At 35.3% G+C, this 13,185-nt stretch carries 20 protein-coding genes; 19 read left to right on the top strand and 1 reads right to left on the bottom strand.

The window, feature by feature from the left end:
* Window positions 1-2: 2 nt before the first annotated feature.
* Genes B5X81_RS16640 through B5X81_RS16605 form a run of 8 tightly spaced genes read left to right on the top strand, consistent with a single transcriptional unit; the run spans window position 3 to window position 4,777 of the window.
* Window positions 3-902, top strand: coding sequence for a Mu-like prophage major head subunit gpT family protein (locus B5X81_RS16640; protein ID WP_079491537.1), 900 nt, complete (start codon window positions 3-5; stop codon window positions 900-902).
* 11 nt (window positions 903-913) lie between these two features.
* Window positions 914-1,366 (top strand): gp436 family protein, encoded by a 453-nt coding sequence (locus B5X81_RS16635; protein WP_079491535.1) that lies wholly within the window; start codon window positions 914-916, stop codon window positions 1,364-1,366.
* Between the two features lies 1 nt (window position 1,367).
* Window positions 1,368-1,862, top strand: a complete 495-nt coding sequence (locus B5X81_RS16630; RefSeq protein WP_079491533.1) for a phage virion morphogenesis protein — start codon at window positions 1,368-1,370, stop codon at window positions 1,860-1,862.
* The gene (locus B5X81_RS16625; protein ID WP_079491531.1) at window positions 1,855-2,352 is read left to right on the top strand and encodes a hypothetical protein; all 498 of its coding nucleotides are present in this window, start codon (window positions 1,855-1,857) and stop codon (window positions 2,350-2,352) included. The genes B5X81_RS16630 and B5X81_RS16625 overlap by 8 nt, the downstream gene beginning before the upstream one ends.
* Window positions 2,353-2,365: 13 nt before the next feature.
* Window positions 2,366-2,551, top strand: coding sequence for a hypothetical protein (locus B5X81_RS16620; protein WP_079491529.1), 186 nt, complete (start codon window positions 2,366-2,368; stop codon window positions 2,549-2,551).
* Window positions 2,552-2,553: 2 nt separating this feature from the next.
* On the top strand, window positions 2,554-3,963 hold the full coding sequence (locus tag B5X81_RS16615; protein WP_079491527.1) for a DUF2586 family protein: 1,410 nt from the start codon (window positions 2,554-2,556) through the stop codon (window positions 3,961-3,963).
* Between the two features lie 15 nt (window positions 3,964-3,978).
* Window positions 3,979-4,410, top strand: a complete 432-nt coding sequence (locus B5X81_RS16610) for a hypothetical protein (RefSeq protein ID WP_079491525.1) — start codon at window positions 3,979-3,981, stop codon at window positions 4,408-4,410.
* 37 nt (window positions 4,411-4,447) lie between these two features.
* The gene (locus B5X81_RS16605; protein WP_079491523.1) at window positions 4,448-4,777 is read left to right on the top strand and encodes a DUF6848 family protein; all 330 of its coding nucleotides are present in this window, start codon (window positions 4,448-4,450) and stop codon (window positions 4,775-4,777) included.
* A 213-nt stretch (window positions 4,778-4,990) separates the two neighbouring features.
* On the opposite strand, the gene B5X81_RS16595 is transcribed toward B5X81_RS16605, so the two are convergent.
* Complete coding sequence (locus tag B5X81_RS16595) at window positions 4,991-5,233, bottom strand: hypothetical protein (RefSeq protein WP_079491520.1); 243 nt, start codon at window positions 5,231-5,233, stop codon at window positions 4,991-4,993.
* 79 nt (window positions 5,234-5,312) lie between these two features.
* Here B5X81_RS16595 and B5X81_RS16590 point away from each other — a divergent pair, with 79 nt between their 5' ends.
* From B5X81_RS16590 to avd, 11 genes are read left to right on the top strand one after another with little or no spacing between them, the layout of a single operon-like run.
* Window positions 5,313-7,715, top strand: coding sequence for a phage tail tape measure protein (locus B5X81_RS16590; protein ID WP_079491518.1), 2,403 nt, complete (start codon window positions 5,313-5,315; stop codon window positions 7,713-7,715).
* Window positions 7,715-8,296, top strand: coding sequence for a hypothetical protein (locus B5X81_RS16585; RefSeq protein ID WP_079491516.1), 582 nt, complete (start codon window positions 7,715-7,717; stop codon window positions 8,294-8,296). The genes B5X81_RS16590 and B5X81_RS16585 overlap by 1 nt, the downstream gene beginning before the upstream one ends.
* Window positions 8,286-9,047: a hypothetical protein gene (locus B5X81_RS16580; protein ID WP_079491514.1), complete on the top strand. Its 762-nt coding sequence runs from the start codon at window positions 8,286-8,288 to the stop codon at window positions 9,045-9,047. Before B5X81_RS16585 ends, B5X81_RS16580 begins: the two co-directional genes overlap by 11 nt.
* A gap of 14 nt (window positions 9,048-9,061) precedes the next feature.
* Complete coding sequence (locus B5X81_RS16575) at window positions 9,062-9,343, top strand: hypothetical protein (protein ID WP_079491512.1); 282 nt, start codon at window positions 9,062-9,064, stop codon at window positions 9,341-9,343.
* A 2-nt stretch (window positions 9,344-9,345) separates the two neighbouring features.
* Window positions 9,346-9,765, top strand: a complete 420-nt coding sequence (locus tag B5X81_RS16570) for a contractile injection system sheath initiator (RefSeq protein ID WP_170917364.1) — start codon at window positions 9,346-9,348, stop codon at window positions 9,763-9,765.
* On the top strand, window positions 9,765-10,901 hold the full coding sequence (locus B5X81_RS16565) for a baseplate J/gp47 family protein (protein ID WP_079491508.1): 1,137 nt from the start codon (window positions 9,765-9,767) through the stop codon (window positions 10,899-10,901). Before B5X81_RS16570 ends, B5X81_RS16565 begins: the two co-directional genes overlap by 1 nt.
* A 2-nt stretch (window positions 10,902-10,903) precedes the next feature.
* The gene (locus B5X81_RS27885; protein ID WP_208985034.1) at window positions 10,904-11,860 is read left to right on the top strand and encodes a serine/arginine repetitive matrix protein 2; all 957 of its coding nucleotides are present in this window, start codon (window positions 10,904-10,906) and stop codon (window positions 11,858-11,860) included.
* Window positions 11,844-12,149, top strand: coding sequence for a hypothetical protein (locus tag B5X81_RS16555; RefSeq protein ID WP_079491506.1), 306 nt, complete (start codon window positions 11,844-11,846; stop codon window positions 12,147-12,149). The genes B5X81_RS27885 and B5X81_RS16555 overlap by 17 nt, the downstream gene beginning before the upstream one ends.
* A 3-nt stretch (window positions 12,150-12,152) precedes the next feature.
* A complete protein-coding gene (locus B5X81_RS16550; protein ID WP_079491504.1) occupies window positions 12,153-12,464 on the top strand; it encodes an inorganic polyphosphate kinase in 312 nt (103 codons plus the stop codon).
* On the top strand, window positions 12,442-12,696 hold the full coding sequence (locus B5X81_RS16545; protein ID WP_170917363.1) for a hypothetical protein: 255 nt from the start codon (window positions 12,442-12,444) through the stop codon (window positions 12,694-12,696). Before B5X81_RS16550 ends, B5X81_RS16545 begins: the two co-directional genes overlap by 23 nt.
* The gene (gene avd / locus B5X81_RS16540; protein WP_079491500.1) at window positions 12,684-13,016 is read left to right on the top strand and encodes a diversity-generating retroelement protein Avd; all 333 of its coding nucleotides are present in this window, start codon (window positions 12,684-12,686) and stop codon (window positions 13,014-13,016) included. The genes B5X81_RS16545 and avd overlap by 13 nt, the downstream gene beginning before the upstream one ends.
* Window positions 13,017-13,185 lie beyond the last annotated feature (169 nt).

Raw genomic sequence — 13,185 nt, 5'->3', positions numbered from 1 at the left:
AAATGCTTGTTAATCAACAGGTTTTACAAAGTATATACACAAATTTCAGGGTGATTTATAACAAGGCTTTTGAAAATGCGAAGCCATTATATACAAAAATTGCCACTGTGATTCCATCTAGTACAGCCAAGGAAAGCTATAAATGGCTTGGAAAGGTTCCACGCATGAAGGAGTGGATAAGCGATAGAGTTATTCAAAATTTATCAGCCTACGATTATGAAATCAAGAACAAGGATTTTGAAGTAACTGTATCAGTAGATAGAAATGACATTGAAGATGACAGCATCGGAGTATACAGACCAATAATTCAAGAGATGGGTAATTCTGCTGCTATGCATCCTGATGAGCTGGTTTTTCCCTTATTAATAAATGGATTTACTAACAAATGTTACGATAAGAAAGCTTTTTTTGCTGATGATCATAAGGAAGGTAAAAGCGGTTCTCAAAGTAACAAAAGCACATATAAGCTTACTCTTGAAACCTATGGCGATGCCAGAGCTTCAATGATGAGTTTTAAGGACGACCGAGGGAAACCTTTAAAGGTAACTCCAAATCTTTTAGTGGTGCCACCACAGCTTGAGAGCCAAGCTAGAAGAATATTATATTCTGAGCAAATTGAAGGCACAACAAATATATATAAAGGATCAGCTGAGCTTTTAATTGCTCCTGAACTTTCAATCAATCCTACTGCTTGGTTCCTACTAGATGTATCAAGGCCAGTAAGGCCAACGATATTCCAGCAGAGAAAGAAGCCTAAATTTGTATCAATGACCAAAGAAAGTGACACCAATGTATTTATGAATAAAAAGTATATCTATGGAGCTGACTCCAGGGATAATGCTGGCTATGGATTGTGGCAGCTTGCCTTTGGTTCTACTGGTGAAGAAGACAAACCATTATAGGATGTGATTAAATGGGCTATTCTAGCATGGGTGAAGTACGAGAAATGATTAAGGATGATGCTGTTAATTCCATCATTGGAGATGAATATATTGAGGATGAAGCTCAGCGTGAAATAAAGATAAGTGAAATAATTAATGAAGCAATAAAGGATGCTGATGGGGAAATTGATGGATACCTTAATAAAAGGTACTCCACTCCCCTTCCCTCCCCTACTCCCAAAATAATAAACAAGTTTTCAAAGGATATAGCTGTTTACAATGTTTATTCAAGGATTGGAATTGATGAAGATGAAAGAGAAAACATACTGCTTATTAGATATAAAAGTGCTGTAAAATTCCTTGAAAATGTTGCCAAAGGATTAATTGACATTGGTATCCAAAGACCAGAAAAAAGAGCTGCAAGTGGCTTTAAAATTAATTCAAATAAAAGGCTCTTTTCAAGAAGTAGTATGAAAGGAATGTAAAATGCCAGGAATAAAACTTGAAGGAAATATTGATGGGCTTATAAATACGATTAAAAACTTAGAAGATTTTGATTACCAAGGACTAAATACTATTTTAGGAGAAGCCCTACTGTCTAGTACAAAGCAAAGATTTAAAGATGAAAAGGATCCAAAGGGAAAGAGATGGCAGCCCTCTATAAGGGCAAAGGAAGAAGGAGGCCAAACTCTTACAGATGAATCTGAGCTTAAAAATTCAATTAAAAGTAAAGCAACTCCTGAAGGTTTTGCTGTAGGTACAAACAAGATTTATGCTGGAACCCATCAATTAGGAGGCAAATTCACCATAAGGGCTAAAAACAAAAAAGGTCTTAGATTCAAAATAAATGGTAAATGGATAACTAAAAAGGAAGTCAATGTCAATATGCCTAAAAGAGAATTCCTTGGCATATCTAAAGAAGATATGGCAGAAATAAAGGCAACTTTAGAAGAGAAAGTAAGGGATCATATAGATGATTAGCAAATACAAGGATTACCTTGAAAAGAAACTTGTAAGTGCTGGCATTAAAAGAAAAGTCTATAGAAGTATGAAGGAGCTTAAAGCTTCAGGAGCTGTTCATATTGGAGCTGTTTTGTTTGAAGATGAGAAATTTCAAAAGGACGGGTCAAAAAAAATGTATACCTTAGAAAATGGAACTAAGGTTAAAAGAATCAAAAAACTTACCAGAAAAACACAAATGACAGTAATAATAGGAGACTACAGCGAAGAAAAATGCGAAGCAATATTTAGTGAATTTTTAAAGGGTATAGGTGCTGGAATTGATGATGGGAATGGAAACTATGTGGAAATAAATATTTTAAAAAGCTATTGGGTAGATGAAAAGGACAGCATACTAAAAAGCAAAATAGCTGTACAAATTCTCATCGAATTTATAGGTGGCGTTTATGTAGATGTACCATTTGTAAAGATTAATGAAATAGAAATAACCGGTACTGAAATTGGAACATAAAGGAAGTGATTCTGTGAAAGCTAAAACTAATTTGACTTCAATTGAAGAATTAAAGAAAAAGCATAAAATATCCCAGCCAGTTTATATAGGTCTTAAAATCTATAAAAAATGGGCCGATGGGAAAAAAGTAAGTGAAAAAGAGTTTCTTGATGCAGCTAAGAAATTTCTAGAATCTTCTATTGATAAAGGCGGTGAATAAAGATGTCATTGAATGATGTGAAGATTAAAATTGCCGATGGTGGCCTTGGAATATCATCTGCTGGCGGTGATGGCATACATGTCAAAATCGGTGTATCAAAGGCCGAAAAAAACAAGCTTATAGTAATAAATAGTTCAATGAAGGTTAATGAAATAAAGGATGTACTTGGCCACAGCCCCCTAGCAGACGCTGTAATGGATAGTATAGGGACTGGAGCATCTACCATTTATTGTATTCCTACACAAGGAACTGAGGCAGGAAGCATTGGCGATGTAATACATAGTGGTACAGGTGAGGCGACCTATACTGTATCTGGCACACCGAAAAACAGCTATGAAATAATTATTGAAGTCTTAAAAGATGGAGGTTTAAACGGAGCCACCTATAGATATTCAATTGATGGTGGAAACAGCTTCACTGGCGAAAAAACTATCCCTACAGATGGAGAAGTAACTATAGAAAACACTGGAATCAAAATAACCTTTACTGAAGCTGCTGATCCAGAAAACTCCTTTAAGATAGGAGATGTATACAGCTTCAAAACAACTGCTCCCAAAATGTCAAATCAAGAAGTTTTAGATGCTATATCTACTACTGAGGATGCAGTTTTTGAATTTGAATACATCCATATAGTTGGGGAATCAGATGCCCCTATGTGGGCGGCTGTGGCAACTCAAGCTGATATTTTATTTAGCACTTACTTTAAGCCAGTATTCATAATATGTGAGGCAAGAAATAAAAAAAAGGAAGAATCTATAAGCGAATACGTGGAAAGCCTTATTACTGCAAGGAATAGCGTAAATAACTATAGACTTCAAGTAGTTGCTGCAAGGGCTGAAATAGTTTCACTGGATGGGAAAATACGAAACAGCAATGGGGCTGGGGATGTTGCTGGATTATACTCAAAATCCAATGTCTCTCAATCCATTGGAGAGGTTTCAGAGTTTCCCTTAAATAATGTTATAAAGCTTTTACCAGAAGGAATAGAGCCTTATATATCTATTCTTGATCAAGCAAAATTCGTAACCTTTAGAAGATATATAGGTCTTGAGGGCTTTTACGTAACTAACGGAAGAATGTTTGCTCCCGATGGCTCTGATTATCAATATGCAGAAACTGTCAGAACTATAAATAAAGCTGTAAGGGAAATAAGAAAACAAGCCCTTTTTAACATCCAAATGCAGCTTGATCCTATAAATATAGAAGGAAGCATCAATCTACTTAAGGAATTTCTTCAAATTCCCCTTGAAAACATGACAGATGATAAAGAAATTGCATCTGGGGAAGTCATTATTCCAAAGGGGCAAAACGTACTAGGTACATCAAAACTCAAGGTGAAGGTAAAGGCAGTTCCCATGGCTATAATGAGGGAAATTGAAATTGAGTTTGGAATGGAAAACCCATTTAAATAGGAATGAGGTGGAAACATGAAGGTAAATGGAAAAAGATACGATTGGTCAGATGTAGATATACATCTGACAGGCTTAAACATAGAGCTTTTGGAAATAAGCTATGATGATGAACTTGAAAAGGAGCTGCAATATGGAAAAGGATCTAAGCCTAAGGGCTATGGAACTGGAAACTATAAGCCCACTGCCAAAATATCCTTATCCAGAGAAGAATTTAACATTCTTTTAGCATACTGCAACAAAAAGAAGATTTCTTTATATATGCTTGAAATACCTAAAATAGTAGTATCCTATGCTAACGATAACTACCCTACTCAAACCGATGTACTGCCCCAGGTATCAATAACAAAAACATCCAATAAAGCAGCCCAGGGAGATAAAAGTCTAAAGGTTGATTTGGATTTACTTGTATCCGGTGTAATAGTAAGAAATGGCGTTAAGGCTATATAAAAATTCGCAAATAAAATTGCAAAAGGAGGAAATTAAAATGGATAAAAATAGAATTGATGAATTAAAGGCTAAGCACGGAAAGATATACCTTATAACCACTACTGTAGTTGATGAAGATGGTGAAGATAAAGAAGTTGAATTCATATTCAAAAAGCCAAGTGTTCTAACCTACAACAGGTTTATCAAGGATGCTTCTAAAAAGCCTGCTCAAGCATTTAAGAATCTAGTAATATCAGGAATAATTGATGAAGATAGAGAAAGGTTAGAAAAAATCCTAGAGGAATTTCCAGCAGCAGCTTCATCTATTGCCAAGGAATATCTTAGACTGATGGGACTAAGTGATATCACAAATTTGAAGATATTATAGATCAGAAGATATGTGAAATAAAGGAAAACTTTATTTCCTATGGGGGTCTTCTGCTCTATAGATTCCTAGGCGTAAGAGAAATAAAAGATATGGATATAGATGAGTTTTTAAAAGGGGTTGCCAAGGCTAAATGTCTTCAGGAAATAGAAGAAAATATAATAGCAAACGCTATATCAGATGTATTCGGTGAAGAAGAATAAAAGAAACCGACTATTAATCAAATGTCGGTTTCTTGAATCGAATTATCTGTCCATAGAATATAGCAGCATATTTTATTTCTTTGAAGACAGAATTAGTTTTTCTGAAATCCTTTGATAGATTATGTTGTTCTTTATACATGCCAAGATAAAACCAATATGGAGTACAAAAAATTGCCATCAAGATAAAAAAAGGAACTATAACCCCGACGCAAATACATAATATTCCTAAAAGCAGATATAGAGTAAAGGTAAGCATATCTTTAACCTCCTATAAAAACTTATTATATTTTTAGTATACCCTATTTAGCAAAATTTAACAATAAGGTGGTGGGAAAATGGGTGGCCTAGATACTATTTTTAAGCTTTCAGTCTTTGTAAATATGATAGATAACCTTACCGGGCCATCAAGGCAAATTAACTCAGCGGTAGATTCAACAACAAAACGACTTGACAATTTAAGACGAAGCTATGCTGAGACAGCCCAGACCGGAGCTATAGTCAGTGCTGCCGGAGTCGGGATAACAAAGGGGGTCTTATCCCCCGTTGAAGCCACCTTTGAAACACAAAAAGCCCTTGGGGAGCTTTCATCTGTAGGAATTGAAAACATGGAAGCCCTTGAAAAGGCTGCTGTAGAATTTTCCAACACCTGGTCTGGAACCACAAAGGCTGAATTCATTAGCTCCGCCTATGATATCAAATCAGGAATTTCCTCCCTTGCAGATGAAGGAGTTGCTCAGTACACAAAGCTCTCAGGCCTTACAGCAAAGGCTACAAAGTCATCGGTTGATGAAATGACCTCCTTATTTGCCACTGGATACGGTGTGTATAAGGACTTTTATTCAAATATGAGCGATATAGAATTTGGAGAAATGTTTTCAGCGGGCATATCAAGATCAGTAAAGCAGTTTAAGACAACTGGATCACAAATGGCCCAGGCAATAGAAACCCTGGGGGCATCGGCGACCACTGCCAAGGTACCCCTAGAGGAGCAGCTTGCAATTATGGGGATGCTCCAAGCTACAATGTCGGGCAGTGAAGCTGGCACAAAGTACAATTCCTTTATAAAAAATGCTGCAAAGGCCGGCAAGGAATTAGGCCTTACCTTTGTGGATACAAATAATGAGCTTTTATCCCTTCCTGAAATATTAGAAACCTTAAAGGGCAAGTTTGGAGAAACCATGGATGCTGCTGAAAAGTTGGAGCTTCAAAAGGCCTTTGGAAGACAAGAAGCTGTGGCCCTTGTTGATCTCCTTTACAACAAAACTGGGGATCTTCAAAGAAATATTGTAGATATGCATAAATCAATGGGTAAGGGAACTGAAATAGCCGAGGAAATGGCGGGAGTTATGAACAAAGACCCTGGAAGCCAATATGAGCTTTTGAAGCAGCAGGCCCACAATCTTAAAGAAGAGATGGGCAAGTCCCTTATACCAACTGTCCTAAGCCTTATAAAAACTGGAAGTCAGCACATAGAAAATATAACCAAGTGGGTAAATAAAAACAAGGAACTTACCTCTATTATTATGAAGGTAGTTTTAGCTGTAGGTATATTGATTACCATATTCGGAGGAATGCTTGCAGTTTTCGGCATAGGAGGAATGGTAGTTACTACTGCGATTAAAAACATGGTAATATTTAAAGGCGTTATTGGTAAATTAGGCTCTAATACGTTAAAAGCCGCCAAAGGAGTAGGCAGCCTCACCCTGAGGGTTGCTAAAATGGGACTGGAAATGGTTAAGACTGCTGGTGTAGGGATTAAAAACTTTGCTCTAGGCATCTTCAACATGACTAAGCAGGCTGTAATAGCAGGAGCTAAGGCTCTTCCGGGTTTGATAGGAAGCGTGTGGTCTTTTACAACAGCCCTATTAGCAAACCCTATTACATGGATTGTGATTGGGGTTATCGCCCTTATTGCTGCTTTATATCTACTTTGGAAACATTTTGATAAGGTATCAAGCTTTGTTTCAGGAGTATTTAACGGAGCTTTAAATTTAATAGGAAATGCCTTTGGCTGGGTTAAAGAAAAGGTGGACAGTCTTCCTCAAGGGTTTGTTTTACTACTTTCAGCTATATTTCCAGTTATAGGTATTCCGGCTCTTATAATCAGGAATTGGGATAAGATAATTTCCTTCTTTAACAACCTTTTTAGCAACCTTACAAGCTTGTTTAGGGGGCTTCCAATAAAAATTAAAGAAGCTGTTCTTCAGAAGCTTAACATCTTTAAGGAGTCAGGAAAAAAGATAATGGAGACTTTAGGAAAAGGGATTACCGATGGAGTTATGGCTCCTATAAACGCTGTTAAGAAGGGGCTTGCAAAAATAAGAAATCTTCTCCCCTTTTCCGATGCAAAGGAGGGCCCCTTGTCTCAGCTTACTCTTAGTGGTAGAAAAATATTTCAGACTTTATCAGCGGGAATGGAAATTGAAGCTCCTATATTAAAAAGAACAACAGAGCTTGCCTTTGCAGGAATGATAAATCCAGCAATGCCCCAATTTGAAAAGGCTTCTTTTGGAAGGGATCGAAGGATTGAGAAGATTGATTTAAAGGAAATTATCAAGGAAAAGGATAGCCAAAGCAGAGAAAAAATTTATTACAAGGAAGATGATAAGAAAATAATTATAGAAAAGCTTGAACTGAAGGTGGAAAATATCAAGGATATCGCCCAGTTGATGGATATTATCAAGGAGCTTGAGGATCAAGTTGAGTCTGATACAGATGATGATGGAGATGATATTTAATGATTATAGTAGATACTGATATTGTTAAGGTTGGAGGTGTAATCCTCCCTGGAATCTTTCAAAAGCTAGAAATAGATTCAGATGTAAAGGTTGATGAGGTTGATGTTAAGGGAAAGTCAGTCAAGCCAAAGCAGGCCACGGGCTATGAGGATGCAAAAATAAAGCTTGTCATAGGACTTAGACCTAATAACCAGGAGGATGAGTTTGAGCAGCTTTCAAGGATTCAAAACATTTTTAAAAGACCTGGACAAGAAAAACCGAAGGTCTATGAAATATTCAACAAGCATTTGAATACTAGAGGCATTACCAGGGTTATCTTCAAAAAGCTTACCTCAAGGGAAGATAATAATAGCAATATCATAAAGGTTGTATGCGAGTTTTGGGAATACATTCCTATTACTATAAGATCAACAAAAACATCTTCAGTATCAAATAATAATGAGTCTAGTATTAGCCCTAAATTAAATCTTATTAATGAGTACGAAACCTATTTAGAGGAAAGAAACAGCCCAATAGATAAAAGCAAAGCAACAGCAGCTATAGATGATGATATTGTTTGGAGGCCTTACTATGTTAAATGAAGAGTTCTTTTACCCCACTGTAAGTGTTAAGATAGGTTCATACTTTTTTGATACTGGTGTAACTTTTGATGTCTTTTCATCAAAGGAGAAGCATTTTGACTGGGCGAAGGTAAGGTTTACGAAAGAATTTGTTGATAAAGTAAGTTTTAACAAAATGGATGATGTGAAAATTTATTTAGGATATTCCGGAAATAATGAAGCTATATTTGATGGTTATGTGAAAAGAACTGTAAATACTGGGATGACATTAGATAACGAAATTGTGGCAAAGGATGAAATGATAAAGCTTGAGGAGACACGAATTACAGAAACTTTTCTAAATGTATCCCCTCAAGAAATAATACAATATGGCCTAGATAAGGCTGGAATAAAAAACTATAAAATAAAATCTCAAACCTTTGTAAAAAAGCCTACGCTTGTAGTTGCACGAAAAAATATTGTTGAACTGATGGGTGAAGTAAATAGAATATGGGGAATAAATGAAAGATTCTTCTTTTTAGATAAAATATTTTACTGGGGAGAAATTCCAGATCAAGATGAAATTTACGAGTTTATATATGGCGAAAACATTATTAATATGACTTTCAAAAATGGATTTTGGGTTTTTGAAACGATATCAGCTCCTTTTGTAAGGCATTCTCACAAAATTAATGTAACCCACCCAAGTATATCGGGGATTTTTGAAGTCTATAGAGTGCATTATTCTGTTAACGAAAAAGGCTTTCCAAGGACTGAGATTTATTTCATATAGAGCATGGAGGAAAAATGGATCTATACAATTTAATCGTTAGAACAATTAGAAAGTTTTTAAAGGAGAAACATCCTGACCTTTATTCTATCCATTATCCAGTAAAAGCAGTTGTCACAAAATCTTATGAAGTTTTTGTTGATATAAGGCTCCTTGATAAGTATGGAAAGGCTAATGATGAGTACCCTGAAATACCAAAAGTAAAAGTGAGAAATAGTTACATGGTTGGGGATGTGGTAAGAGTCGGATTTTATTACAATGATTTAGGTATGCCTTATGTAGATGGAAAGGTTGATTGACTGTGAGTACAATTGAAGAATTAATTGGGTCTGACATCTTAATTGATGATCAAGGGAATTTTGTTAGGGCTCCTGATGGTGATGCTGAAATTGTAACTGAATATGATTGCCTAATTCAGGAAATTAGAAATGAAATGAATACACAGCCTGGCGATCTTTTCTATGACAAAGAATATGGTTATGGGCTTTTAGAATTTATACAAAAACAAAACAATGAAATAAATAGACTGGAATTTACCCAAAGAATAAAAACTAAGCTTTCAAGGAATGAATTTATAAGTCCTGACTCTATAAAAGTAAATATTTCTAATTGGGATTTAAAAGCAATTACAACAAGTGTAAAATTTAGGATTTTGGATAAAGAAATTGAGTTAGCACTCACTGTGGCAGATAGAGTTAATGTTGAGGTGGTGAACGTGTAATGGATGAAAAGGATCTTAATTCAATTCTTCCTATACCTAACCTAGATGAAATGAGCAATCAAGTAGAAAAAGAGCTTGATGCCAATGATTTTAAGATTAAGAATTTTAGAGCTGGCAAGATATTTAAAGCATTGGAAATGATATTTCTTAAGTCGGTAAATGAACTCTACAAGTTGCTGTTACAAGTAGTATCTATGGTTTTTTTACCAGATGCTAAAGGCGTTTGGCTGGATTTAAAGGCAAGGGAATTTGGGAAGGAAAGAAAACAAGCAATCAAAACTGAGGGAAGCATAACAGTAGGCAGAAACACAAGTGATGGGATGTCTAAACAGATTCCTAAAGGAACTATATTTAAAACTGATGTCTACCAAAATGATAAAATTCTACGGTTTATATCGACGAAAACTGTAGTTATGCAAGCGGATGATCTAAAGGCATATATTCCTGTTAAAGCTGAATTCCCTGGGTCTATATATAACGTGTCTTCTGGTATGATAAAATATTCGGTTCAGCATATTCCAGGCATTGATTATATAACCAATGAAATCAATTGGCTAATCAAGGAAGGAACTGATGAAGAGAGTGATGATTCCTTAAGGAAAAGATGTGAAAACACTTGGGCTGAACTTGCTGCCTTTCCTATTGGAGACACCTATAGGTCTTATGTAAATAATGTTAATGGGGTACTTACTGTATTTGTTGATGACCAGCATCCAAGGGGACAAGGAACCATCGATATAATTGTTACTGGAGTTGCAGGCCTTCCCACTGAAGCACTTCTTCAATCAGTTAGAGAAAAGATTGAAGAGATTAAAGGACCATATGATGATGTCTTGGTTTATGGGCCTGAAGCGATTTATCAGGATATTGATGTAACTGTTTATATAGATGATATATATGGAGATGAAACACAAATAAAATTAGAAGCAGAAAATATTATAAAAAGTTTATTTACCATAAATGATGAGAATTCAGGAAACAAACTATATAGAGCTAAGATAAGCCATAAACTTATGAGTATAGAAAATGTAATTAATGTGATAGTTAATAATCCCTTGGAGGACGTATCTTTGGAGATTAAAAATCTTATTATACTAAGGGATGTTACGGTAAATGTGGTCAAGGAGAGTAGTTAATCATGAAGTTTACTGAATATTTATGGTATCTAGCTCACAGACCATTAAAATTATCAGAACCTAGTGAAAGTGATGCATATAAACTATTTAAAGTATTAGGGAATGTTTTAGACCAAGTAAAAGAAAAAATATTTCTAATAAGAAGACAGGCTCTTATTTACACCGCTTCTGGAAAGGCTCTTGATAAACATGGAGAAGGAAGAAAATTAAAAAGGTTTGCAGGGGAAACCGATGAGAGTTACAAAAAAAGGCTATTGGCAAAATGGGAAATAGCTATTATGGCAGGAAGCAAGAAAGCTATTTTACTAACTTTAAAAGCTCTTGGTTATGAACAATCCTATATAGAACCCTTTTACGTACACGATCCTGAAAGATGGGCTGAGTTTATTATTTATCTTGGAAGCGTTAAGGCTAGCGATATAGATGATATCGGTGTCATAAATAAAGAAATTATGAAGGTTAAATCCGCAAGTAGTTTACCATCCTACGGGATAGAAGAAAGTTCAAATATAAGAATTGGATCAAGCTTCCGGTCTGGATATTCAAGATTACCTTTATGCAATACAATATCATGCGGAATGTGGCCACAACCTAACAATCAAGGTAAAGCGTTTAATAGCATGTTAAATGTAGAATCCTTTAGCAAGAATGTTCAAGTAAAATATCCAAAAGCAGGCTTTACAAATGCTTCTAATGAAAAGTATATAAAGGAAATATATGCTCAATATTGTGATTTTAAATCAGGGTTTAAAACTTTTGAAAACTTACAAACAAGAATAATTGAATATATAAGGTGTAATCAAATTTTGTCAGGGGTTTATCCAGATAAACAAACCATTGCTAAAATATTTGAAAGCTATCTAGAAATAGATAATTACAATAAAGATGGTTTGAGCGAATACCCCTTATGCGGTATAGCGAGATGTGAAGGAAGTGATTTTAATGAAGACGTTGACTAATATAGGTATCAGGAAGCAGGCCCAAAGATTTATAAATTCTCTATCTCATGCTACCTATGAGTTGAATGGAGATGAAAAACAAATTGATATTTTCAAATCATCTATAGATGATAATACTGTCAAGATATATGTGTATCTTGATGATTCTGTAGAAGGTGAAATTGATAATATAAAACTTATTGATATAGATGGCGATGCTATAGCTCATGCATCTAGAGTTTTTATTAAGCCTTCCCAAAAAGGCTTATATACTGTTTTTAAGTATAGGTTTGTAGAAGTGGAGGGATAGAAGATGGATAGGTATGATAAAAATTATTGGAAAGATCATATTGTTGATATTGATACAGAAGAAGTAATTCAAGAAGGCACTCCAATAAGTGCTAGAAGGATGAATCACATTGAGGATGGTATATACAATGTAACAGATGAAACAATTAATAATTCTAACAACATAACAAGTCTTGCTGTAGAGGTTGCAATTTTAAAAAATGCTTCGCTGAATAATTTAACAAATAATGTATTCTTTGAAAACTTTGATAATCTGGATAGCGTAGAGATTGAAAATGGAATATATGACCCAGTTGAAAAAAAGATTTATGTATAAAGTTGCTTGCAGCAAGAGTGAGCTAAGCTGTATTATATCAAACTTATTTCAGGAGCTGCTTCCTATATGTGATAATTGCAAGAATGATACTATCAGGATAAAGGGTATAGTGGCTGGGACTGATAAAGTGGCATCTATTGAAATAACTGACTATGGATGCAACTACTATGGCGATATTGCAGCTATAGAAAACATTAGAGAAAAAAGGTGTTTACAATCATGCAGCCTTTAATATTACAGAAAAAAGCTGAGGTCTTTTTAAATTCTATCTATCCAGTATTACAAAGGTTTCCAAAGGCTGAAAAGTTTTGTTTATGTCAAGAGATAAAGCAAGCTTGTTACAGAGTTATACGAAATGTTATGATGGCAAATGCTTTAAAGAAATATAGACTTAAATATTTACATGAAGTGGATGCAGACCTTAAGCTGCTTCTTGTATTATTCGGTATAGCCAGAGAACAAAAGTATATCAGCAAAAAGAAAGCTATGGAGCTACAAGATAAAATATCAGAGCTTGGAAGAATTACTGGCGGCTTAATGAAGAAAGCTTAATATATGCAGGGTTGGCTCTGTTTGACGTCCTATCGTGCTATTCGTGGCAACAATTCGGCTCGGAGGTGGAACTACAATACTGCGTCGAATCGTAACGATGACATCGGCTGGCGTCCCGCCCTGTAAATACCGTTTGACTGGTGCGTTTACGGATTCACCAGCATGACCC

The organism is Maledivibacter halophilus, assembly GCF_900167445.1.
GTDB lineage: Bacteria > Bacillota > Clostridia > Peptostreptococcales > Caminicellaceae > Maledivibacter > Maledivibacter halophilus.
The sequence above is the reverse complement of the archived record's forward strand: the minus strand, read 5'-3'. Positions and strand labels throughout refer to the sequence as shown.